The sequence below is a fragment of the Microbacterium sp. UCD-TDU genome (assembly GCF_000340625.1).
Classification (GTDB): Bacteria; Actinomycetota; Actinomycetes; order Actinomycetales; family Microbacteriaceae; genus Microbacterium; species Microbacterium maritypicum.
Genome location: NZ_KB454446.1, coordinates 525152 through 546780, shown reverse-complemented (window position 1 = coordinate 546780; position 21629 = coordinate 525152). Strand labels below are relative to the sequence as shown.

Sequence of the window (21629 nt, the reverse complement as noted above, 5' to 3'; positions counted from 1 at the left end):
GGCGCTCAGCTCTCCAGCTGCGCGCGGATCTCGGCGGCCTCGCCGTGCCGACCGAGCGCCTCGAACACGTTGCCGAGCTCGAGGGCGGCCACCTGCATCAGCGGCGGGTGGTCGGCCGCATGCTCGATGGTGCTGCGGTAGACCGGCACGGCATCGGCTGCGCGGTCGTTGCCGGCGAGCACACGAGCCGCGAACAGCTCTGACCCTCCGGCGGATCCGACGTCGCCGAGTGCCGCGAAGCCGTCGGCCGCGGTGAGGGCGGCCGAGACCGCCTCGTCGACACGGCCGAGCTCGGCCAGGGCACGCGCCCGCGAATCGGTCACATCGGCGAGCAGCCACCCGGCCTCGTGCTGCTGCGCGAGGGCGGCGACCTCGTCGAAGAGGCCGAACGCCCGCTCGTCGCCGCGCCCGCCGTAGGCCTGACCGAGGCTGTGCAAGACCTCGGTGAGGGCACCGACGGCATCGGGCGCGCGCCGCACGATCTCGGTCGCGGACTCGAGCAGGGCGATCGCGTCGTCGTGCTCGTCGAAGCGCGCGAGGATCTTGGCCTGCTCCGTCATCGACATCGCCTGATCCGCGTGCTCCTCGGCCTGTCCGAACAGCTCGGAGGCGTAGCCGTGCGCGCCGACGGACTGTCCGAATTCACCGGCAGCGCTCAGAGCCCGTGCGAGCATCGATGCGGTCATGGCGCGGGAGCCCGCTGGCACCTCTGCCTCTTCCTCGCGCTGCAGCACGTCTCCGAAGAGCTCAGCGGCCTCCTCGGCATCGCCGACACGCAGCATGGCGCGCGCCAGACGGAAGTCGAGGCCGGTCGTGTCGCCTCCCGATTCGCCTCCGAGGCGGGCGGCGAGGCGGTAGCGCGAGACGGCCTTCTCCGGCTCGTCCGCGTCCTCCCAGAGAGCGCCGGCGAGCAGGTGCGCGTCGCCGAGAGCGCGGGTCGCCCCCAGCTCGGCGAGCAGCCGACAGGCCTCATCGGCGTCGACCGCGCCCTCGACGTAGGCGCTGCCGCCGCCGCGCACACGTGCGCGGGTCTGCAGCGCCTGGGCCCGATGGCCGGTGCTGAGGTCGTCCTGCGCGAGGAGACGGTCCAGCAGTGCGCTTCCCGCTTCGAGGTCGCCCTTGCTCAGCACGGCGGAGATCGCCAGCAGCGTCGTGGTGTTCGTCAGCCGGGTGTCTTCGGCCTCGGCGAAGGACCGTGCGGCCACCTCGGCGTGATCCAGCGCGGCGTCGGGTTCGCCGGACTGCAGGTGCAGGGCGGCACGGCTGATGGCGAGGTCGCCACGCGTCCAGGCGGGGAGGTCGTCTGATGCGCCGATCTCCTCCTCCAACGCGGCGGTCGTCTCGGGGGTGTTCAGGCCGAAGGTGGCAAGGCCGATGCGCTCCTCCAGATCGGCCTGCGCGTCACGGCCGGCCGCCCGCAGCGCGGCGATACGCTCCGGCAGCAGCTGCAGGGCCTCTTCTGCGCGATCGAGGGCGATCAGGATCCCCAGGCGCATCGAGAGCAGCTGCGCGCGCTTGGCGGGGTCTTCGACCGCGAGGGCGTGGGGCAGGGCCTCGAGGGTCTCGTGCTCCGCACCGAACTGCGCGAGCTGCATCGCCCGCTCGAACCAGCCGTCCGCGTCGACCGGGGTGGTGGTGGGGGCCGGGGCCACGAAGGCATCCGAACGGATCGGCACGTCGTACTGCTCGTTCGCGAGCGCGCGCATCCGCTCGAGGCTGCGCGCGTGGCCGTCCGTCCCGTCCCGTCCGTCGAAGCCCGCTCCGATCCTCTCGGCGGCGGCCCACGCCGCGGCCGCGAGGTCGGCGGCGCTCCAGGCGCCATCGCGTTCTCCGAAGAAGGGGACGAGGGCGGCTGACTCCGCACCGCGCACCGGGGTGTCGCCGTGCCCGACGGCGGTGACCCGGTCCAGCGCCACGGCGAGGGCGGCGAGGGCGGCGAAGTGCGCGTCGACGTTCAGCCCGTCGTGCGCGAGCCACGCGATGTGCTTCTCGACCAGAGCCAGAGCGCGGGCCTCGTTGCCGGTGACGGCTGCGAACACGATGTTGTTGGCGACGATGCGCAGGTTGTCGGGGTTGTCCTTGGCCAGCCGGTAACTGCGCAGGTGCGCGGTCTTCGCCTCATCCAAGCGCCCGGCGCGAAGGTAGGGCAGCAGCACGCGCGAGAGGGCGTGCTCCGGCTCCTCACCGCAGGAGAAGCCGCCCTCGATCATCTCCTCGACGAGCACGATCGCCTCCGCGTCGCGATCGGTGTCGGCGAAGAAGCCGGCGATCTGGCTGCGCCCGCACGCGTCGCAGTGGCTGTGCTCGTCGCGCGGCGTGGCCTCCAGCTGCACCCGCAGCGCCTCGGCCTCCTCCATCCGGCCCGCATCCCAGGCATCTTCGAAGCGGGCGGTGAGCACGCCGCTGACGCCGAGGCCCGCCGCACGGTAGTGCGACTCCATGTCGTCGAGCACGGCGGCGATCTGCTCCTGCGAGAACGCGGGGGAGGACCGCAGCGACGATGCCATCCACTTGAACTGCCACATCAGGTCGGCGCCGCCGTTGTCGAGGTCGGCGGGGAAGCGCTGCGGGTCGGCGTCGTGGTGGGCGAGGCACCATGCGAACGAATTGAGCATGACGTCGGTCGCGCCGTTCATGTTCGCCGACGCCGTCTGACGCATCCGTGCCTCGTACTCGAGACGCTCGTCGCCGATCTCCACGGCGAGGGCGACGGCTTCGGCGACCAGGGCCTGCTCAGCGGGCCCCCAGGGGGTGCGGTCGATCTCCTCGATCAGCTGCTGGAAGCGCTTCTTCGGACGTGCCATGGACGGAACCTTTCGGGGAGGATTCAGCGGGCGTCGCCGAAGGGGATGGTGTCCCCCTCCAGGCCGGCCGAGAGGGAGACGAGGTCGGCGAGGGCGCTGGTCATCAGCGCCCTGTCGGCATCGGCGAGCGGGTGGTGTCCGGCGAGCAGCGCCTGGATGTAGAGCAGCTGCACCGTGCGGGCGAACACCGCGTCGTCCTGCACGCGCACCAGGGCGCGCACGACGCGGTTCGACCAGTTCAGGCACAGCCGTGCCCGCAGGTCGTCCTCGCGCGCGGAGGACAGGGTCTGGTCGATGCGATCCAGCACACCGCCCCACAGGGCGCCGGTGATGCCCTTGGTGCGTCCGCGATCGATCGCCCGCAGCACCTCGGGGTCGGCCACGTAGAGCCCGGCCAGGTCGGGGCGGTCGATGGAGCGCACGACGACGGAGCAGTCGGATGCGGCGAGCACGGCACCGGCACGCGCCTCGAGGGCGACGGCGGCGTCGCGGTCATCGAGGGGAGGCGGGTCGAGCCGGTCGAGTTCGCCCGTGACGTCGACCTGCTCGACCGTGACCTGCGGGTACAGGTCGGGCAGCATCCGGATCAGGTCGGCGTCGTAGAGGTAGCCGCCGTTGACGAGCACCTCGTCGGAGGGGGAGATGCCGGCCACCTGACGGAACTCGTCCACCGTCTGCGCGTACCGGATGTGCGGGTACCGCTCGACGAGGTCGCCGATGCGCAGGGTGCCGTGCGTGGTCTCGACGGTCAGCCAGCGGGAGATGAAGCGGGCGAGCTCCTCGTCGTGGCGCACCAACGACTTGAGCCCCACCTCGTGCACGGCGACGAACTGTGCGAGGCGGTGCGGTTCGCGCAGTCCCAGCTCGAGCACCCAGCGGCGGATGCCGGCGCCCAGCTGCTCCCGCACGCGTTCGAGCGCCGCGTCCTCGACGAGCGATTCCCGGCTCGCGGTCGGGGCGAGGCCGGTGGAGTCGATCACGGCGCGCACGAAGAACGCCCAGTCGGGGAGCACATCGTCCACGCGCTCGGAGAGCAGCATCCGCCCCAGGTACATGCGCGTGGCCTGGCGCGCGCCGGGAGGCGGCGCGAAGGGCAGCACGTACGCCAGGCCGCGGGTGCCCGTGGCCGGCTCGCTCAGCTCGATCACGTCGAGCGGACTCGCACCGAGGAGGTCCCGCCCGTAGCCCACGGCCGCTTCGGGATCCTCTGCCGCCTCGAGGAACGGCGCATCCCTGGTGATGTCGATGTCTCCGGCTGCGGTGTCGATCGTCACGCGCACCGGGAGGAACTCCCCGAACGTCGTCGCCAGCTCGTGCACCGCCGCGGGGCGCAGCAGCTCGTCGGCGTCGAAACGCGGGACGAGGTGCACGCTGGTGCCGATCGGCAGCTCCTCGTCGATCTCGGCCACCTGGAACGTGCCGTCCGCGCTGCCCGTCCACTCCACCGAGGCGCCGCCGCGGGCACTGCGGGAGCGGATGACGATCGTGTCGGCGACCATGAAGCAGCTCAGCAGGCCGATGCCGAACTGGCCGAGGTAGTCGCTGCGCGGGAGATCGAAGATATCGCGCTTGGAGCTGCGGCCGACGGTCGCCAGCAGATCGGCGACCTCCGTGAGGGTCAACCCCACGCCGTCGTCGCGCAGCACGAACTCGCCGCTCTCCGCGGTCAACGGGGTGATGCGGATGCGTCCCCCGCCGCCGTCGACCTCGCGGCGGGCGGTGATCGCATCGCGGGCGTTCTGCAGCAGCTCCCGCAGGTACACCCGAGGGCTGGAGTAGATGTGCCGGCTGAGCAGATCGACGACTCCGCGCAGATCCACCTGGAACTGCTGCACTTCAGCGCTCACCGGCGCTCCCTCCTCCTGCATACGCTCGCTGAGCCTAACAAGAACACGCCAACGCGATCCCGGTTCGGCACCACCGGATCGATGCCGTATGCTTGTGGGGCAGTTGTTGTCTGCATTCTTTCGCCATGCCTGGGGTCTTCCGATCACGGTCACGGTGGCAGAGTGGAGGGAACACCCCGAGACCTCCCGGTCTCTAGGGCGGTAGCTCAATTGGCAGAGCAGCGGTCTCCAAAACCGCAGGTTGCAGGTTCGATTCCTGTCCGCCCTGCGCGTCAGCGCAACGCTGACACACGAAAGGTACATTCAGGATGGATCAGGACGAACCGCGCGGCGAGGTCGTCGCGGCCGGCGCCACCCGCGAGAAGACGGGCAACCCCTTCTCCCGGTTCTTCGGGAGCATCGCCCTGTTCATCCGCCAGGTCATCGCCGAGCTCCGCAAGGTCGTCACCCCGACTCGCAAGGAGCTGTTCAAGTTCACCGGGGTGGTGCTCGTCTTCGTTCTGATCGTCATGGGCATCGTCTACGGCTTGGACACGCTGTTCGCGTTCGTGACGCACTGGGTGTTCGGAATCCCTGGCTGATGACCCCCGCGGCTCACCCCGCAGCTATGGAGAAGAAACAACGTGTCTGAACGATATTCCGACGACGCCGACTGGGCGACCGCCGCAGAGCAGTCCAGCGAGGAAGACGAAGCCCAGGAGGGCAACGTGCTCGCTGAGGAAGAGCTCTCGGTCACCCCGGCTGAGCACGTCGCGGTCCACGTCGAAGACGAGGACGGCGAAGAGGATGACACGGTTGACACCGACATCGACATCGACGACCCGGAGGCGGACGCGATCGTGAACGACGCTCTCAACCTGGACGAAGCGGCTGAGTCTGAGGCAGCCGCTGAGGTCCTCAACGAATCTGTGGCCGAAGAAGTCGCCGAGCTGGATGCTGCGGCGGCCGATGAGGTCACCCCGTACGACGGCCCCGAGCTCGGTGCCGATGACGTGCAGGGCGACGAGGACTCCTCGACGGACGAAGACGACGAGGACGCCGAGGAAGACCCCTACGAGGCCTTCCGCATGGACCTCCGCATGCTCCCGGGCAAGTGGTACGTCATCCACTCCTACGCCGGTTTCGAGCGCAAGGTGAAGGCCAACATCGAGCAGCGCAAGTCGACGCTCGAGGTCGAGGACGAGATCTACCAGATCGAGGTCCCGATGGAAGACGTGGTCGAGATCAAGAACGGCCAGCGCAAGATGGTCACCCGCGTGCGCATCCCCGGCTACGTGCTGGTGCGCATGGAGCTCACGGAAGACACCTGGTCGGTCGTCCGCCACACCCCGGGCGTCACCGGCTTCGTGGGCAACGCCCACAACCCGACGCCGCTGCGCTTCGAAGAGGCCTTCAACATGCTGAAGTCGCTCGTCGAGGTCAAGGACGTCCCCACCGCCAAGAACATCGCGTCGAAGGGCGGCGTCGCCGTCGCTCGTCCGCTTCCGGCCGAGGTCGACTTCGAGGTCGGCGAGACCATCACGATCAAGGAGGGCTCGTTCGCGGGTCTTCCCGGTTCGATCAGCGAGATCAAGCCCGAGAGCGGCAAGCTCACGGTGCTCGTCTCCCTCTTCGAGCGCGAGACCCCGGTCGAGCTGTCGTTCGACCAGGTCACCAAGATGATCTGACACCCCTCTTCACGAGGACGGCCGTCCCTTTCGGGGCGGCCGTTCTCGCATCCCCACCGGCATCATCGCTCCATGGTCGGGGCCTCCGGTGACGAGAGGTCTCCTGATCGGGTAGACTTGTGTGGTTTGTGCGGCGCTTCGGCGTGCGCACAGACGACCACGGTCCGGAAACGCCGGATCTGTGGGAGAAGCGGGTGCTCCGGCATCCGATTCGATGAAAGGAAAGAGAATGGCACCGAAGAAGAAGGTGACCGGCCTGATCAAGCTTCAGATCAACGCCGGTGCAGCCAACCCGGCGCCGCCGATCGGCCCCGCGCTCGGTCAGCATGGCGTCAACATCATGGAGTTCTGCAAGGCGTACAACGCCGCGACCGAGTCGCAGCGCGGCAACGTCATCCCCGTGGAGATCACCGTCTACGAGGACCGCAGCTTCACGTTCGTCCTGAAGACCCCGCCTGCCGCGGAGCTCATCAAGAAGGCCGCCGGCGTCCCCAAGGGCTCCGCGACCCCGCACACCGTCAAGGTCGCGAAGATCACCAAGGACCAGGTCCGCCAGATCGCCGAGACCAAGCAGGCTGACCTGAACGCCAACGACATCGAGGCTGCGATCTCGATCATCGCCGGCACCGCCCGTTCCATGGGCATCACGGTCGAGGGCTGAGGAGAATAATCATGGCTACCAAGTCCAAGGCTTACAAGGCTGCCGCCGAGAAGATCGAGGCAGACCGTTTCTACACCCCGACCGAGGCCGTCGCCCTCGCGAAGGAGACCGGATCGTCGAAGTTCGACTCGACCGTCGAGGTCGCGCTGAAGCTCGCCGTCGACCCCCGCAAGGCAGACCAGATGGTGCGCGGCACCGTCATCCTGCCCCACGGCACCGGTAAGACCGCCCGCGTCATCGTCTTCGCCACCGGCCCCGCGGCCGAGGCCGCGATCGCCGCAGGTGCAGATGAGGTCGGCGGCGCCGAGCTCATCCAGAAGGTCGCCGATGGCTGGACCAACTTCGACGCCGCCGTCTCCACCCCGGAGCTCATGGGCCAGGTCGGTCGTCTCGGAAAGGTGCTCGGACCGCGTGGTCTGATGCCGAACCCGAAGACCGGCACCGTGACCCCGAACCCGGCCAAGGCCGTCGAGGAGATCAAGGGCGGAAAGATCGAGTTCCGCGTCGACAAGCACGCCAACGTGCACTTCGTCGTCGGCAAGGCCTCCTTCACCGCCGAGCAGCTGAACGAGAACATCGGCGCAGCGCTCGAGGAGATCGTCCGCCTCAAGCCGTCGAGCTCGAAGGGCCGTTACATCCAGAAGGGTGCGGTGTCGACCACGTTCGGCCCCGGCATCCCGCTGGACGTCAACTCCATCTGAGTCTGACTCGCAGAAACGCCCCCGGGTTCTCCCGGGGGCGTTTCTGCGTCTTCCGAGCTCCGGCGAAACGAAACGTCATCGGATGCGGCGAACCGCCCCGTGCCACGTACTGTGGGGGAGTTCCCGCGACGGTCGCGTAAACTCGCACCGCGCTTCACACCCCAGGAGGGTTCATGTCCCGTCGTCTCATCGCCGTCACCGCACTCGTCGTCGCCGCCGCGGCCCTGACCGCCTGCAGCGGGTCGAGCACACCTGAGAGCACTGCGGGCAGCGGCGAGAGCTCCGCGAGCTCGGAGTTCGGGCTCGCGAAGGACGGCACCCTCACGGTCGGGACCGAGGGCACCTACCGTCCCTTCAGCTTCCACGACGACAACGGCGCCGGCGAGCTGACCGGATACGACGTGGAGATCATCGAAGCCGTCGCCGACAAGCTCGGCCTCGAGGTGAAGTTCGAAGAGACCCAGTGGGACGCGATCTTCGCGGGCCTCGACGCCGGTCGGTTCGACGTGATCGCCAATCAGGTCACGATCAACGACGAGCGCGAGGCGAAGTACCTCTTCAGCACGCCGTACACCGTCTCTCCCGGCGTGATCGTCGTGGCCGAGGATGACGACACGATCTCGTCGTTCGCCGACCTCGACGGCAAGACCACCGCGCAGTCGCTCACGAGCAACTGGAACGACCTCGCCGCCGAGTCGGGCGCCACGGTCGAGGGTGTCGAGGGCTGGGCGCAGGCCGTCGAGCTCCTGCGCCAGGGACGGGTCGATGCCACCATCAACGACAAGCTCACGTTCCTCGACTACGAGACGACCAACAGTCCGACCGGTCTCAAGATCGCGGCGGAGACCGATGAGGCGGGCGAGCAGGCATTCGCCTTCGCGAAGGACAAGGAAGCCCTCGTCACGGCCGTCGACGCCGCGCTCGACGAGTTGCGTGCGGATGGCACGCTGGCCGAGATCAGCAAGAAGTACTTCGGCGAAGACGTCTCCCAGTAGCCGATGGAGAATCCCTGGCAGCTGTTCCTGGACGCGCTCGGGCCGATCGCCTGGGCAGGTCTGACGGCGACGGTGCCGCTCGCGCTGGCGTCGTTCGCCCTGGGGCTGCTCATCGCCATCGGCATCGCTCTGATGCGGATCTCGGTGAACTCGATCCTCTCGGGCGTCGCTCGGTTCTACATCTCCGTGATCCGCGGGACGCCGCTGCTGGTGCAGCTGTTCGTGATCTTCTACGGCATGCCGTCGATCGGGATCACGATCGACCCGTGGCCGAGTGCCATCATCGCGCTGTCGCTCAACGTCGGCGGTTACGGTGCCGAGGTCGTCCGCGCCGCCATCCTCTCGGTCCCGCAGGGGCAGTGGGAAGCCGCGTACACGGTGGGCATGAACCGCACTCGCACGCTCACCCGCATCATCCTGCCGCAGGCGGCGCGCGTATCGGTTCCCCCGTTGTCGAACACGTTCATCTCGCTGGTGAAGGACACCTCGCTCACGTCGCTGATCCTCGTGACCGAGCTGTTCAAGGTGGCGCAGCAGATCGCCTCGACCACCTACGAGTTCATGGTGCTCTACCTCGCCGCCGCGCTGGTCTACTGGGTGTTCTGCCTGGTGCTGTCGTTCGGCCAGAGCGCCCTCGAGAGGAGGCTCGACAGCCGTGTCGCGCACTGACAACACTCCAGAGGCTCTGCTCACCGCCCGTGGCCTGCGCAAGAGCTTCGGCGACAACGAGGTGCTCCGCGGCATCGACCTGACGCTGCACCGCGGCGAGGTCGTCGTGCTCATCGGGCCCAGCGGTTCGGGCAAGACCACGGTGCTGCGTGCTCTCAACGGCCTCGAGACACCGGATGCCGGCACCATCGTCGTCGACGGCGGTCCCGAGATCGACTTCTCCCCGGAGGCGAAGCCCTCGCCCCGCGTGCAGAAGCAGAAGCGGCTCGCGCTGCGCGACCGCTCGGCGATGGTGTTCCAGCACCACAACCTCTTCCCGCACCTCACCGTCCTCGAGAACGTCATCGAAGGCCCGTGGCGGGTTCAGGGTCGACCGAAGGCCGAGGTCGTGGCCGAGGCACTCACGCTGCTCGATCGCGTCGGGCTGGCCGACAAGGCGGATGCTCGCCCGCACCAGCTCTCCGGCGGGCAGCAGCAGCGTGTCGGCATCGTGCGCGCGCTCGCCCTCAAGCCCGATCTGCTGCTGTTCGACGAGCCGACCAGTGCCCTCGACCCCGAGCTGGTGGGGGAGGTGCTGCTCGTCATCAAGGAGCTCGCCGACGAGAACTGGACCATGGCCGTCGTCACCCACGAGCTGAGCTTCGCCCGAGAAGCCGCCGACCACGTGCTGTTCATGGACGGCGGCGTGGTGGTCGAGCAGGGGCCGCCGGCCGCGCTCTTCAGCGCCCCGCAGCATGAGCGCACGCAGCGGTTCCTCACCCGCATCATGCGTCCGCTCGATGGTGCGTGAACCCCGCTGACCCTCGCCCCGCGGTCGGATCGGTGGCAGGATGCCCTCGTGGGAACCATCGACGACTACCTCGCAGACCTCGCCGCCGCCGATCGTGACGCGATCGATCGGGTCTATGCCGTCGCGCGTCGGGAGGCGCCGGATGCGGAGCAGGGCAAGGGGTACGGCATGCCCGCGCTCGTGCACGACGGCAAGCCGCTGCTCTCGGTGATGCGCGCCAAGAAGCACATCGGGATCTACCCGTTCAGCCCTGATGCCGTCGCCGCTGTCGCAGACGCTCTCGACGGGTTTCCGGGGGTCAGCGTCAACAAGGGGACCATCCGGTTCCAGCCCGAGCACCCGATTCCGAGCGAGGTCCTCGAAAGCCTCGTCCGTGCCAGGCTCGCCCAGATCGACCGCGCCTGATGCGGCTCAGCCCCCCAGGACGGGCAGCACGAGGCTGATCGCGATCGTGATCATGACCACTGCGATCACGGCGTCGAGGATGCGCCACGACCGCGGCGTGCGCAGCCAGCGCCCGAGGTAGCGTGCCCCGAATCCCAGCGCGGTGAACCACAGGAGGCTGGCGGCCATCGCTCCGGCCGCGAACAGCCAGCGCTCGTCGCCGTGCGTGGCCGCGATGGACCCGAGCATCAGCACGGTGTCGAGGTACACGTGCGGGTTGAGCCAGGTGAGGGCGAGGGTGGTCAGGATCACGGGGGCCAGCCGGCTGCGGGTGAGGGTCGCGGTCGCGCCGCCGGTCGCGCGGGAACCGGCGGACACGGCATCCGTCGCGTCGACGTCGAGTTCCTCGCCCCCTCGCCAGGCGCGACGGGCGGCCAGCACTCCGTATGTCAGCAGGAACAGGGCTCCCGCCCAACGCGCGACCACGACCAGCCAGGGCGCGGCCGAGAGGACGAAGCCGAGTCCGGCGACTCCCGCGGCGATCAGTGCCGCATCGGAGAGGGCGCAGATGATCACGACGGCGAGGACGTGCTCGCGCCGGATCCCCTGACGAAGCACGAAGACGTTCTGCGCGCCGATCGCGACGATGAGGGAGAGGCCGAGTCCGAGGCCGGCGAGAGCGGTGAGCATGGGTTCAGCCTAGGAATCGGAGTACATGAAGTGAAGCGAAGATTCCTATCGCCCCATTAGCATCTCTAATGTGCGCATCGATCCGGAACTCGCGACCACCCTCGCCGCGATCGTCGACGAGGGGACGCTGGATGCCGCGTCGAAGCGGCTGCAGATCACCCCTTCGGCAGTGAGCCAGCGGTTGAAGTCTCTCGAGCAGCAGCTCGGTCGCATCCTGGTGGTGCGCACCAAACCCGCACGGCTCACCGAGGCGGGGGAGGCCATCGTGCGTCTCGCCCGACAGGTCGCGCTCCTGGAGCACGACGCGCTCGTCGGCGTCGGTATCGACGAAGCCGGTGGCAATCGGCGGATCACGATACCTCTCGCGGTGAACGCCGACTCGATGGCCACGTGGTTCCTCGCCCCGCTGGCACGACTCTCCGCCCGACACGACATCGACTTCGACCTGCATCGCGACGATCAGAACTTCACAGCCCGCCTGCTGGAATCGGGCACCGTGATGGCGGCCGTCACGAGTGAGGAGAGCGCCGTCTCCGGGTGCTCGGTGTCGCCTCTCGGCGTGCTCGAGTACCGGGCGATGGCCGAGCCGGCATTCGCCGCGCGCTGGTTCCCCGAGGGAGCGACCGAGAGCGCCCTGTCCGCGGCGCCGTTCGTCGACTTCGATCGCAGGGACACCCTGCAACACGAATGGCTCAGGGAGATGTCGGTCGCACAGGAGGGGGTGCCCCGGCACTACGTCCCCGCATCCCACGACTACGCCCTCGCCGTCACGCTCGGCCTCGGCTGGGGGATGGTCCCTCTGCTGCAGGAATCGAGCGGGCTCGTTCCTCTGGGCGGACCGACCCTTCGCGTGCAACTGTTCTGGCAGCAGTGGAACCTGCGCTCGGACCTGCTCGACACCATCGCCGCGGAGATCGCCGCCGAGGCGCGACGGGTTCTCGGCGGCGTTCCGGCCCGCCGATCGCGATAGGGCACGGCGGGCAAGGAGTCGATTCTGCGCGGGATGAGCGAATCTCGTGCGCGAAATCGCCTTGTTCTGCGGATGAGGCAACGAGAGGATGGCGCAAACGCGCAGATGCGGGGTCGTTGAGGGGCGACCGGAACACAGGCATTCGCGCGGCTCACGAATTCCTGAGGGGGAAGCGACATGGCAACCAAGGCAACCCAGCGCAAGGTGCTGGCGGTACTGGCGGGCGGGCTCGTTCTCGGCGTCGGCACCGCCGTGACGCTCGCAGCCTGGAACGATTCCGAGTTCGCGAACGGCACGTTCACCGCCGGCGCGTTCAATCTGCAGGGCTCGACCGACGGCACCGCGTATGCCGACCACAACTCGGCCGGTAGCGCGGCCACGCTCGTGTTCACCCTGCCGGCCGGACTCGTGGGCAACATGTCGCCGACCAGCTCGGTCTATGCCGGGTTCTGGGTGCGCCTCGCAGCCGGCACCACCAGCGGCGCCAATCTCGTCGCCGATGGCACCACGGCCGATGCCGCGGCCACGTCGAACTCCGACCACCTGTCGTACTCGATCTATCAGCTGGCGCCGGGCGCGACCTGTGATGCGGCATCCGCGACAGGCACACCGGTGGCGACCGGGACGACACTCGACCTCCAGACCGGCGTCACCACCGTGCCGCTCACCGCGGGGGCGACCTCCACGGATCCGGGGACGGCCGTGCAGCTGTGCTTCAAAGTGACGGCGGACGCCGTGCTCGAACCGAGCCTGGTGACCAATGCCACCTGGAAGTTCACGGCCACGTCGACGAACTGAGCATGTGATGATCACCCGCAGAGAAGTGCGGGAGAGGCGGCGACTGCGCTCCCGTCGACTGCGAGCGGTCCTGGCGGGAGGGCTCGTGCTCGGCATCGGCGTCGCCGCCACGCTCGCTGCCTGGAACGACTCCGAATACGGCTCGGCCAGCTTCACGGCCGGGAAGTTCGACATCGTCGGCGCGGTCGACGGAACCACATTCTCGAACCACGCGACCGCGGGAACGGCCGCGACGCTGAACTTCCAGCTCGCTCCGACCGCGATGGCACCGGGGAACTCCACCTATGCGCTGTTCAGCGTGAAGACGGCGAATCCGTCGGTGGCGGGAACCGTGCAACTGATCGCGGGAACCCCGACAGGTACAGGGCTCGCGGCGCATCTCACCTACGGCGTGCGCACGATCGCCGGAACCACCTGCAACTCGACCACGTATGCGGCCGGGACCGCGGTCGTGGCGGATGGTTCGGCCCTCACCGCAGGAGGCGCTACGGCCCAGGCCGTGACGGCGAACGGGGCCACCCCGGTCAACTACTGCTTCGCGGTGACGCTTCCGCTCGCCGCTCCCAACGCGGCGCAGGGGCTGACGATGACGCAGACCTGGCAGTTCCTCGGGACGTCGTCTTAGGAGCAGCAGCGAGAGCAGGCGCACGGAGAGGAGGACGAGATGACGACCCCGACGACACGGCGGAGCCTGCGGGAGGCGGCCCCGTTCCCCGCCCCGGCGGATGCGCACCAGACGGTCGAACACGGCCGCACTCGGCTCCGCCCCGGGCGGCTGATCGGCGATGCGCTGCTCTGGATCGCCGCAGCGGCCGGTACGGTGTGCATCCTGCTCGTCGTGCTCGCATTCACCGCACAGATCACGCTCATCATGTTCCGCACCGGTTCGATGTCGCCGACCATCCCGGCAGGGTCCGTGGCCGTGGTGCAGCGCATCCCCGCGGCCGAGATCGGAGTCGGGGACGTGGTGACGGTCGATCGTCCTGGCGAGCTGCCGGTGACGCATCGCATCACCACGATCACGCCGGGACCGAGCGCTCAGGAGCGGGTGATCACGATGCGCGGCGACGCGAATGCCGCAGATGATCCGTTCCCCTACACGGTGTCGTCGGTGCGGAAGGTGCTGTTCTCCGTTCCCGGGATCGCGCTGGTGGTCGCGGGGATGGGCGACCCGATCGTGTTGGGCGCGCTGACGGTCGCCGCGACCTCCCTGGTGGTGTGGGCGTTCTGGCCGCGTGGGCAGCGTCGGTCCGCTCACGATCCGCACGGGAGCGGACCATGAGGCGCGCGGTCGCCGTCGTGCTGCTCGCGGCCCTCGCGATCGCGATGCCGACCGCCGCATGGGCGGCGCCGACGACGCAGGTCATCCAGGGCTCGATCCTCCGCCTGGTCTCGGTTGCCGACTGGGCGGCGGCCGGCAGACTGCTGCCGGGACAGCCGGTGGAATGGGACATCGCCGTGAGCGCCGATGCCCCGGATCCGGGAGTCGTGCGGATCGCCGTCAGTGCGACGGGTGAGGCGCGGCTGCTCCTCGACGTCTGGACGTGCCCCGAGGCCTGGACCGAGACAGGATGCCCCGGTGGTGCGACCGCACTGCGCGCGGGCTGGAGCATCCCGCGCGACGGGGTCGAGATTCCGCTCACGCAGATCGCCGACACCGAGACGGCTCACCTCCGTCTCTCGATCCTCCTCGATCCCGCAGGGGGCTCCGGTGCCGGCAGCACCGCTGTCCGCGTGCACGCGCAGGGGGCAGGCGAGACCGTGGTCGCGGGGTCCGGTGGCGGGCTCGCGACGACGGGACTGCCACCCGGAGCCGCGAGTGCCGTCGTGGTCGGAGCGGCACTCGCGGTGTCGGGGACGGTGCTCGCGGTTCGCCGTCGCAGAGGCGCGGCGCCCGAGGTGGGGAGGAGGATATGAGGCGCAACGCGCGTGCGCGCATCCTCGCCGGCGTCGTCGGCCTCGCCCTGCTGGTCGGGGTCGGGTCATCACCCGCCGTGCAGATGACCGACGCCGCCTTCACCGACAGCGAGTATGCCACCGGGTCGTTCACGGCCGCGACGCTGGCGACGCCCGTGGTGACTTCGTGCACGGTGACGAGCTTCTTGGGCACCTTCACGGGCTTCACGATCACGTGGACGTCGCCCTATCCGAAGGCGCAGCAGCGCTTCTCCATCAACAACGTCGTCGTGGACAACAACGCCAACGTCACGCAAACCGGATCAGGGCCCTACACGTTCTCGTCCACGATCAGCTCGGGCCTGCTGAACACGTTGCTGGGGAGTCTGCTCGGATCGACCAATGCGGTCAAGGTCGAGGCGACCTACACCGGAACGTCGTGGGCCTCGACGCCGGCGACGCGTTCGCTCTCGGTCGGCGGTCTCCTGGGGTTCGGCGGCAACAACACCTGCACCTGAGCGGTGCGCCGCTCCGGCCGGATGCCTCGTCAGTCGGCGAGTGCCAGCGCGCGGAAGGCGTCGCGTTCGCGGAGCTGTTCGCGACGGCTGGCGGCGGCATCCGTCATCCGGCTCGGCACCTGCTGGCCGGTGGTGCGTCGGTAGAGCTCATCGATGAGGTCGGTGGCGAGGCCGACGAGCTTCGCGATCTCGCGGTCGTCGCGGTCGATCCAGACGCAGCGCGGCTCATCGTGGATGGGAGCGAAATCGACGTGCTCCTCCCACACGAACAGGGTCCGTTCGGCTCCGAGCACGTGCTGCTGCCACCAGACCTGGCGCAGGTAGGTGCGGGGGATGCCGCGGAAAGCCTTGTTCGTGGTCTTGATCTCGGCGAGCTTCACGCGCCCGTCGGCGTCGACCGCGATGCCATCGGGGGTGGCGAGGTGGCGGTGCTCGACCTCGGCGCGGAACAGCGCCGAGGAGGGGAGGATGCCGTGGGTCGCCGCGACCCATGCGGCGATCTCCGGCTCGCGCCGACGACCGTGATCGGTGTAGGCGTTGCCGCCGAAGCGGGGCCCTCCGCCCAGTTTGGAGTCGGCCGCCCTGGCGATCGACTTCTCCGAGGTCAGTCCTGCCACATCGGTGGCCGTGATGCCCCGCGAGCGCGCCCTCAACCATGCCACGCGGTCGCGGGAGTCCGCGACGATGCGTGCAGAGAGTTCCGGTGTCACCCTTCGACCCTAACCCCGCCCGCCGACCCTCCCTCCCGTACACGCCGCCCTCGCGCGACCGTCCCCGCCGCATCCGCGTACCCCTCCCGCATCCCAAGGTGGTCGCCGAAACCCACGGTGGTCGCCGAAACCCACGCCCGCAGTCGCGTGGGGGCATGGGTCTCGGCGATAAGCATGGGTCCGGGTGCCGCCAGGCGGTCAGGAGCTCCTCTGCCTGTCGTTCTGCACGGCGGCGATGTGAAGCGACTTGTCCGCACCTCTCGGAAGTTCGAGTCTTCGCGATGCGGGTGGCGCGCGCGACGAGTGAGGATCGAGTTCATGCGCAAGTCCGTCACCATCGAAGAAGCGCGCCGGCTCCTTCTCGCCAGAAGCGATGTGCTCGCTCGAGGGGTATCTGAGCGCGAACTCCGCGCCATGGTCGACAACGGCTCGATCGTGCGAGTGCGTCGCGGCTGGTATGTGGATTCTGCGGAGTGGGAGCAGCTCTGGACCGAAGGTCGCCATCTGATGAAGGTGCTCGCCGTGCATCGGGAATCCGCCGGCGGTGGTGCCGCATTCTGCTTCGCCTCGGCGGCCGTGATCCACGGACTCCCGCTCTACCGGACTTCGACGACGTACGTTCACGCGGTTCTCGGCCCGACGAGTCGAAGCAGGGTGAAGTGGGGCGTCGCGAGGCACGACCTCACACTTCGTGAGAGCGACCTCGTGGAAGTCGAGGGCATCGGATGCACCTCGCTCGAGAGGACCGTGCTCGATCTGGCGTCCCGGCTCACGCCTGAAGCGGCGATCGCCGTCGCCGACGCGGCGCTGCGGCGCATCGCCGTGCGCAGACACGAGCAGGACCATATCGCCGCCGCAGAGTGGAGGGACGAACTCGGGAGGCGGGCGCAAGCCCTCTCGAACCGGGGCATCCGTCAGGCCCGAGAAGTGATCGCGTTCTCGGATGGCCGCGCCCAGCTTCCTGGAGAGAGCGTGAGTCGTCTGCACCTTCACCGACTCGGGTTCACCGAGGTCGATCTGCAGTCGCGCGTCACCGGACCGCATGGCGAGGACTATCGGCTCGACTTCGCCTTTCGGGGAGCGCAGACGTTCGGCGAGTTCGACGGGCGAGGAAAGTACCTCGATCCGACGTTGCGTACAGGGATGTCGGCGGAGGCCGTGGTGCTCGCGGAGAAGCATCGGGAGGATGCGATTCGCGGTGTCACCGGGTGGCGGATCGTCCGCTGGGGATCCGAGCACCTCGTCACGTCAGATGCTCTCGGCGCGCGGCTCGGTGCGTTCGGCCTCCGCCCCTGATCCCGGGCTTCGAGACCTCTCGTGCGCTGGCCCGCGCCGCGCGCTCCTGTGCGCCACGTCCCCGAGACCCATGTGTGCCGTCGAGGCCCACGCTCGGATGCGTATCCAAGTGTGGGCCTCGGCGGGGAACGTGGGTCTCATCAGGGCGCGTGGGTCTCGTCAGGGGAGGGGGAGAGGGAGAGGGACGGGGGCGATTGGATTTGGGGGGAGCGGGACGGGTGGGGTACAGTTATCACGAACCGAAGACCGCTGGTCATCGTCGTGTGCGAAAGCATGCAGCGATCGAAGCTCTGCACAGCAGGGGCCCGCGCAGGACACGAACTTTCCAAAGCTCCGTGCGCTTGCGCCGGAGCTTTTCTCTTTGCAGGTGGTCCAGGTCGGCGCCTCACCACCGTGCGGCGCCTCGTACACACCAAGGAGTGACCATGGCGCAGAAGGATGCATCGGTCGCCGAGCTCACGAAGTCATTCGAGAACTCGACTGCCGTTCTGCTGACCGAGTACCGCGGTCTGACGGTTGCCCAGCTCAAGGAGCTGCGCAACAGCATCCGTCAGGACGCTGAGTACGCCGTGGTGAAGAACACGCTGACCAAGATCGCCGCCAACAAGGCTGGCATCTCCGCGCTGGACGACGACCTCAAGGGTCCGTCGGCTGTCGCGTTCGTGCACGGTGACTTCGTCGCCACCGCCAAGGCTCTGCGTGACTTCGCCAAGGCCAACCCGCTTCTCGTGATCAAGTCCGGCATCTTCGAGGGCAACGCCCTCACCGCGGACGAGGTCAACAAGTACGCCGCGCTCGAGAGCCGTGAGGTTCTGCTGGCGAAGGCTGCGGGCATGATGAAGGCGACGATGGGCAAGGCTGCCGCCACCATCGATGCTCTTCGCGAAAAGCTGGAGACCGCAGAGGCCGCGTAAGCGACCTGCGATCTCGTCTACAAACCCCATCTATCTAGGAGATACATCATGGCGAAGCTTTCCACCGAGGAACTGCTCGAGCAGTTCGCCGGCCTGACCCTCATCGAGCTCAACGAGTTCGTGAAGGCGTTCGAGGAGAAGTTCGAGGTCACCGCTGCTGCTCCCGTCGCCGTCGCCGGTGCTGCGGGTGGCGCAGGCGCTGCTGAGGCTGAGGAAGAGAAGGACTCCTTCGACGTCATCCTCGAGGCTGCTGGCGACAAGAAGATCCAGGTCATCAAGACCGTCCGCGAGCTCACCTCGCTGGGTCTCGGCGAGGCCAAGGCTGTCGTCGACGGTGCCCCGAAGGCTGTCCTTGAGGGCGCCAACAAGGAGACCGCCGAGAAGGCCAAGGCTGCTCTCGAAGAGGCAGGCGCAACGGTTACCCTCAAGTAATCGCGACGCTCACGCGTTTCTCAACGAAGGCCCCGGGTTCGCCCCGGGGCCTTCGTGCGTTTCCCGCCGGTCTCGCGGCCGCCCCGCATGCCGGCATGCCGCGAGGTCAGCGCGGGGGAGCCGTGGAGCTGCGCACCACGAGGGCGGAGGCCGCGTCGACGAGTTCGAGCGGAGCATCGGGGTGCTCCATCCGCCGCGTCAGCAGGCGCACCGCCTCGTGCCCCTGGTCGCGTGGCGACTGCCCGATCGTGGTCAGGGCGAACATGTCCGCGTGCTCGTGGTCATCGATGCCGACGACGCTCAGCTCGGTCGGCACAGCGATTCCCAGTCGCCGGGCGGCGATGATCGCGCCGATCGCGGCTTCGTCGCACACCCCGACGATGGCCGTCGGACGCCGTCGCCGGTCGCCGAGGAGCCCCGCCGCAGCCGTGTAGCCGCCCGGCATGGTGGGCGCGGCGCCGGCCACGCGCGCATGCGCCGCGAGTCCCGCGGCCTGCAGTGCGCCGCGGTACCCCTCGAGACGCTGGGCGTCGCCGAAGCTCAGCTCCGCGGTGTCCGTCGAGCCGCCGACGAAGGCGATATCGGTGTGTCCGAGTTCGATGAGGTGCTCGGTGGCGATGCGCGCGGCAGCCGTGTCATCGATCGATACGGCACTCGAGCCGTCGCTGTACGGACCGACGCTGACGAGCGGTCTTCCGGTTCGCTGCAGCCGCTCGAGCTCGTGAGCGCTCGGCTGGATGCCGACGGCGATGATCCCGTCGAAGCGCCTCCCGGGAAGCACGCTCTCGAACAGCCGCTCCCGGGTCTTCGACCCCTCGGGGACGCCGTACAGCGAAAGGTCGTAGTCGAGAGCGAACAGCGACTCCTGCACTCCGGCGAGCAGCTCGGCGAAGAACCACCGGTCCACGGGCGGCATGACGATGCCCACGGTCTGGGTGCGTCCTGTCGCCAGGCTCGTGGCGGAGGAGTGCGCGACATAGGAGAGATCGCGAGCTGCGCTCTCGACGCGCTGCCGGGTCGCCTCCGACACGTATCCACGGCCGCTCAGGGCACGACTGGCGGTGGCCTTCGATACGCCTGCACGTGACGCGACATCCGCGATCGTGCTCATCGGTCCTCCTCGACCTGATCACGCGGCCTGCGTGGCCCGACGCGGGGTGCGCGCCGCGTCACAGCGTAGTCGTCAGCGCCGAAAAAGGGAACCGGTTCCAGGCGTGCGGCGAGGGAGCGCTCCCATATCGTCGGGAGTCGGTGCATCGAATGGTTGCGAGCTTGTGACCCTAGCGTGTTGTGCAGGGATGCGGATGGCCAGTAGGTTGGCCTGGAATCGGTTCCCTAACGATGCCCCGGGGTGGCATCGCGCAGCCGGGAACCTGTACTCGAAGAGGAGAATTCACATGGCTCTGTCACAGCGTTCCCGGCGATACGCGCCGATCGCCCTGCTGGGGGTCGCGGGCATCGCGCTCGCCGGTTGTGGGGCTCCGGGTGGGGCACCCGGCACCGACGGGGGTGACGGAGGCGACGCCACCGTCACGATCTACGGCACGATCGTGGATGATGAGGCGAAGCTCCTCCAGGAGTCCTGGAAGGACTGGGCCGACGAGAACGGCATCACGATCAAGTACGAGGGCAGCCAGGACTTCGAGACCCAGCTCGGCACGCGTGCGCAGGGCGGCAACCCGCCGGACATCGCGATCTTCCCGCAGCCGGGTCTGTTCGCCGACTTCGCCAACCGCGACTACCTGAAGCCCGCGCCCGAAGAGGTCGAGAAGAACGCCAACGAGTACTGGACCAAGGACTGGGTCAACTACGGCACGGTCGACGGCACGTTCTACGGTGCGCCGCTGATGGCCAACGTCAAGGGCTGGATCTGGTACTCGCCGGCCAAGTTCGCCGAATGGGGCGTCGAGGTTCCCACGACGCTCGACGAGATGGGCGCCCTCACCGAGAAGATCCAGGCGACGACCGGCACTCCCGCCTGGTGCGCCGGTTTCGAGTCGGGCACCGCGACCGGATGGCCGGGAACGGACTGGGTCGAGGACTACGTGCTGCGTCAGTCCGGTCCGGACGTCTACGACCAGTGGGTCACCAACGAGGTCAAGTTCACCGACCCGCAGATCAAGCAGGCGTTCGACTCGGTCGGCGAGGTCCTGCTGAACCCGGCCAACGTCAACGCCGGCTTCGGTGACGTGCGCTCGATCAACTCCACCGCGTTCGGTGATGTCGCTCCGAAGCTCGCCGGCGGCGAGTGCGCGCTGACCCACCAGGCGTCGTTCCTCTCGGGCTTCTTCCCCGACGGCACGAAGGTCGCCGAGGACGGCGACGTCTGGGCGTTCATGCTCCCGGGTGAGTCGGCGGATGACTCCGCCGTCACCGGTGCCGGCGAGATCGTCGGAGCGTTCAGCGACTCCGAGGCCACCCAGAAGGTGCTCGCGTACCTGTCGAGCCCCGAGTGGGCGAACAGCCGCGTCAGCCTGGGCGGTGTCACCTCCGCGAACAACGGGCTCGACCCCGCGAACGCGAAGGACCCGATCCTGCAGGAGACCATCAAGATCCTCCAGGACCCGAACACGACGTTCCGCTTCGACGCGTCCGACCTGATGCCGGGTGCCGTCGGCGCCGGCACGTTCTGGAAGGGCATGGTGGCGTGGGTCAACGGCACCCCCACGGACGACGTCCTCACGCAGATCCAGACGGGCTGGCCCGCCAGCTGAGAGATGAGGAGGGCCGCCCTCTGGGGGGCGGCCCTTCTTCTCTCATGACGCCGCACGTCGATGTGCGGTCGTCGATCCGCTCCGCGTGATGAAGGGGAATCCGTGAACGCGACAATTTTCTTCCAGTGGATCGGCTCGCTCCCGCCTTTTCGAACACATTTTCATCCCGTACT

Annotated in this window: 23 protein-coding genes and 1 tRNA gene; 19 read left to right on the top strand and 5 right to left on the bottom strand. The window is 68.5% G+C overall.

The genetic code is table 11. The features are described from left to right. Positions 1-5 precede the first annotated feature (5 nt). Both D514_RS25505 and D514_RS25500 read right to left on the bottom strand, forming a co-directional pair. The gene (locus tag D514_RS25505; RefSeq protein ID WP_017829149.1) at positions 6-2804 is read right to left on the bottom strand and encodes a hypothetical protein; all 2799 of its coding nucleotides are present in this window, start codon (positions 2802-2804) and stop codon (positions 6-8) included. A 23-nt stretch (positions 2805-2827) separates the two neighbouring features. Next, a complete protein-coding gene (locus tag D514_RS25500; protein WP_036323090.1) occupies positions 2828-4651 on the bottom strand; it encodes an HSP90 family protein in 1824 nt (607 codons plus the stop codon). A 195-nt stretch (positions 4652-4846) separates the two neighbouring features. Here D514_RS25500 and D514_RS25495 point away from each other — a divergent pair. The 9 genes from D514_RS25495 to D514_RS25455 all read left to right on the top strand — a co-directional run bounded on the left by D514_RS25495 (position 4847) and on the right by D514_RS25455 (position 10539). Beyond that, a tRNA-Trp gene (locus D514_RS25495) sits at positions 4847-4919 on the top strand. 40 nt (positions 4920-4959) lie between these two features. After that, positions 4960-5232 (top strand): preprotein translocase subunit SecE, encoded by a 273-nt coding sequence (gene secE / locus D514_RS25490; protein WP_017829147.1) that lies wholly within the window; start codon positions 4960-4962, stop codon positions 5230-5232. A 42-nt stretch (positions 5233-5274) separates the two neighbouring features. Then, positions 5275-6318 (top strand): transcription termination/antitermination protein NusG, encoded by a 1044-nt coding sequence (gene nusG, locus D514_RS25485; protein ID WP_017829146.1) that lies wholly within the window; start codon positions 5275-5277, stop codon positions 6316-6318. 229 nt (positions 6319-6547) lie between these two features. Continuing rightward, positions 6548-6979, top strand: a complete 432-nt coding sequence (gene rplK, locus D514_RS25480) for a 50S ribosomal protein L11 (protein ID WP_017829145.1) — start codon at positions 6548-6550, stop codon at positions 6977-6979. Between the two features lie 11 nt (positions 6980-6990). Beyond that, positions 6991-7680 (top strand): 50S ribosomal protein L1, encoded by a 690-nt coding sequence (rplA, locus tag D514_RS25475; protein ID WP_017829144.1) that lies wholly within the window; start codon positions 6991-6993, stop codon positions 7678-7680. Between the two features lie 173 nt (positions 7681-7853). Continuing rightward, positions 7854-8675 (top strand): amino acid ABC transporter substrate-binding protein, encoded by an 822-nt coding sequence (locus tag D514_RS25470; protein ID WP_017829143.1) that lies wholly within the window; start codon positions 7854-7856, stop codon positions 8673-8675. A 3-nt stretch (positions 8676-8678) separates the two neighbouring features. After that, on the top strand, positions 8679-9344 hold the full coding sequence (locus tag D514_RS25465; protein WP_017829142.1) for an amino acid ABC transporter permease: 666 nt from the start codon (positions 8679-8681) through the stop codon (positions 9342-9344). Next, positions 9331-10134 (top strand): amino acid ABC transporter ATP-binding protein, encoded by an 804-nt coding sequence (locus D514_RS25460; RefSeq protein WP_017829141.1) that lies wholly within the window; start codon positions 9331-9333, stop codon positions 10132-10134. Before D514_RS25465 ends, D514_RS25460 begins: the two co-directional genes overlap by 14 nt. Before the next feature lie 48 nt (positions 10135-10182). Continuing rightward, positions 10183-10539: an iron chaperone gene (locus tag D514_RS25455; protein ID WP_017829140.1), complete on the top strand. Its 357-nt coding sequence runs from the start codon at positions 10183-10185 to the stop codon at positions 10537-10539. A 6-nt stretch (positions 10540-10545) separates the two neighbouring features. Here the strand turns inward: D514_RS25455 and lysE are convergent, their stop codons facing one another. Then, positions 10546-11208 carry an L-lysine exporter gene (gene lysE, locus D514_RS25450; protein WP_017829139.1) on the bottom strand — a complete coding sequence of 221 codons (663 nt, stop codon included), beginning with the start codon at positions 11206-11208 and terminating at the stop codon, positions 10546-10548. 70 nt (positions 11209-11278) lie between these two features. Here lysE and D514_RS25445 point away from each other — a divergent pair, with 70 nt between their 5' ends. The 6 genes from D514_RS25445 (at position 11279) to D514_RS25420 (ending at position 15390) form a co-directional block, all read left to right on the top strand. Then, positions 11279-12178, top strand: coding sequence for a LysR family transcriptional regulator ArgP (locus D514_RS25445; RefSeq protein WP_017829138.1), 900 nt, complete (start codon positions 11279-11281; stop codon positions 12176-12178). Between the two features lie 177 nt (positions 12179-12355). Then, a complete protein-coding gene (locus D514_RS25440) occupies positions 12356-12976 on the top strand; it encodes a SipW-dependent-type signal peptide-containing protein (protein ID WP_017829137.1) in 621 nt (206 codons plus the stop codon). Between the two features lie 7 nt (positions 12977-12983). Beyond that, on the top strand, positions 12984-13601 hold the full coding sequence (locus D514_RS25435; RefSeq protein WP_017829136.1) for a SipW-dependent-type signal peptide-containing protein: 618 nt from the start codon (positions 12984-12986) through the stop codon (positions 13599-13601). Positions 13602-13640: 39 nt separating this feature from the next. Beyond that, a complete protein-coding gene (locus D514_RS25430; protein WP_017829135.1) occupies positions 13641-14258 on the top strand; it encodes a signal peptidase I in 618 nt (205 codons plus the stop codon). Then, positions 14255-14893 carry a hypothetical protein gene (locus tag D514_RS25425; protein ID WP_017829134.1) on the top strand — a complete coding sequence of 213 codons (639 nt, stop codon included), beginning with the start codon at positions 14255-14257 and terminating at the stop codon, positions 14891-14893. The genes D514_RS25430 and D514_RS25425 overlap by 4 nt, the downstream gene beginning before the upstream one ends. After that, a complete protein-coding gene (locus tag D514_RS25420) occupies positions 14890-15390 on the top strand; it encodes a hypothetical protein (protein ID WP_017829133.1) in 501 nt (166 codons plus the stop codon). The genes D514_RS25425 and D514_RS25420 overlap by 4 nt, the downstream gene beginning before the upstream one ends. A gap of 29 nt (positions 15391-15419) precedes the next feature. Here D514_RS25420 and D514_RS25415 read toward each other — a convergent pair whose 3' ends face one another. Continuing rightward, positions 15420-16100 (bottom strand): YqaJ viral recombinase family protein, encoded by a 681-nt coding sequence (locus D514_RS25415; RefSeq protein ID WP_017829132.1) that lies wholly within the window; start codon positions 16098-16100, stop codon positions 15420-15422. Between the two features lie 318 nt (positions 16101-16418). Between D514_RS25415 and D514_RS25405 the strand changes: the two genes are divergently transcribed. The 3 genes from D514_RS25405 to rplL all read left to right on the top strand — a co-directional run bounded on the left by D514_RS25405 (position 16419) and on the right by rplL (position 18742). Beyond that, the gene (locus D514_RS25405; protein WP_017829130.1) at positions 16419-17396 is read left to right on the top strand and encodes a hypothetical protein; all 978 of its coding nucleotides are present in this window, start codon (positions 16419-16421) and stop codon (positions 17394-17396) included. A gap of 425 nt (positions 17397-17821) precedes the next feature. Further along, the gene (rplJ, locus tag D514_RS25400) at positions 17822-18310 is read left to right on the top strand and encodes a 50S ribosomal protein L10 (RefSeq protein ID WP_017829129.1); all 489 of its coding nucleotides are present in this window, start codon (positions 17822-17824) and stop codon (positions 18308-18310) included. 48 nt (positions 18311-18358) lie between these two features. Next, positions 18359-18742, top strand: coding sequence for a 50S ribosomal protein L7/L12 (gene rplL, locus D514_RS25395; RefSeq protein WP_017829128.1), 384 nt, complete (start codon positions 18359-18361; stop codon positions 18740-18742). A 106-nt stretch (positions 18743-18848) separates the two neighbouring features. On the opposite strand, the gene D514_RS25390 is transcribed toward rplL, so the two are convergent. Further along, positions 18849-19853, bottom strand: a complete 1005-nt coding sequence (locus tag D514_RS25390; RefSeq protein WP_017829127.1) for a LacI family DNA-binding transcriptional regulator — start codon at positions 19851-19853, stop codon at positions 18849-18851. 286 nt (positions 19854-20139) lie between these two features. Here D514_RS25390 and D514_RS25385 point away from each other — a divergent pair, with 286 nt between their 5' ends. Next, a complete protein-coding gene (locus D514_RS25385) occupies positions 20140-21456 on the top strand; it encodes an ABC transporter substrate-binding protein (RefSeq protein ID WP_017829126.1) in 1317 nt (438 codons plus the stop codon). Positions 21457-21629 lie beyond the last annotated feature (173 nt).

What these genes read in the sequence shown, in the direction of transcription:
- rplL (WP_017829128.1), top strand. Translation starts at nt 18,359, where the DNA reads ATGGCGAAGCTTTCCACCGAGGAACTGCTCGAGCAGTTCGCCGGCCTG.
- rplA (WP_017829144.1), top strand. Translation starts at nt 6,991, where the DNA reads ATGGCTACCAAGTCCAAGGCTTACAAGGCTGCCGCCGAGAAGATCGAG.
- secE (WP_017829147.1), top strand. Translation starts at nt 4,960, where the DNA reads ATGGATCAGGACGAACCGCGCGGCGAGGTCGTCGCGGCCGGCGCCACC.
- lysE (WP_017829139.1), bottom strand. Translation starts at nt 11,208, where the DNA reads ATGCTCACCGCTCTCGCCGGCCTCGGACTCGGCCTCTCCCTCATCGTC.
- D514_RS25385 (WP_017829126.1), top strand. Translation starts at nt 20,140, where the DNA reads ATGGCTCTGTCACAGCGTTCCCGGCGATACGCGCCGATCGCCCTGCTG.
- D514_RS25440 (WP_017829137.1), top strand. Translation starts at nt 12,356, where the DNA reads ATGGCAACCAAGGCAACCCAGCGCAAGGTGCTGGCGGTACTGGCGGGC.
- D514_RS25420 (WP_017829133.1), top strand. Translation starts at nt 14,890, where the DNA reads ATGAGGCGCAACGCGCGTGCGCGCATCCTCGCCGGCGTCGTCGGCCTC.
- D514_RS25430 (WP_017829135.1), top strand. Translation starts at nt 13,641, where the DNA reads ATGACGACCCCGACGACACGGCGGAGCCTGCGGGAGGCGGCCCCGTTC.
- rplK (WP_017829145.1), top strand. Translation starts at nt 6,548, where the DNA reads ATGGCACCGAAGAAGAAGGTGACCGGCCTGATCAAGCTTCAGATCAAC.
- D514_RS25465 (WP_017829142.1), top strand. Translation starts at nt 8,679, where the DNA reads ATGGAGAATCCCTGGCAGCTGTTCCTGGACGCGCTCGGGCCGATCGCC.
- D514_RS25405 (WP_017829130.1), top strand. Translation starts at nt 16,419, where the DNA reads ATGCGCAAGTCCGTCACCATCGAAGAAGCGCGCCGGCTCCTTCTCGCC.
- D514_RS25435 (WP_017829136.1), top strand. Translation starts at nt 12,984, where the DNA reads ATGATCACCCGCAGAGAAGTGCGGGAGAGGCGGCGACTGCGCTCCCGT.
- D514_RS25470 (WP_017829143.1), top strand. Translation starts at nt 7,854, where the DNA reads ATGTCCCGTCGTCTCATCGCCGTCACCGCACTCGTCGTCGCCGCCGCG.
- D514_RS25425 (WP_017829134.1), top strand. Translation starts at nt 14,255, where the DNA reads ATGAGGCGCGCGGTCGCCGTCGTGCTGCTCGCGGCCCTCGCGATCGCG.
- D514_RS25390 (WP_017829127.1), bottom strand. Translation starts at nt 19,853, where the DNA reads ATGAGCACGATCGCGGATGTCGCGTCACGTGCAGGCGTATCGAAGGCC.
- rplJ (WP_017829129.1), top strand. Translation starts at nt 17,822, where the DNA reads ATGGCGCAGAAGGATGCATCGGTCGCCGAGCTCACGAAGTCATTCGAG.
- D514_RS25505 (WP_017829149.1), bottom strand. Translation starts at nt 2,804, where the DNA reads ATGGCACGTCCGAAGAAGCGCTTCCAGCAGCTGATCGAGGAGATCGAC.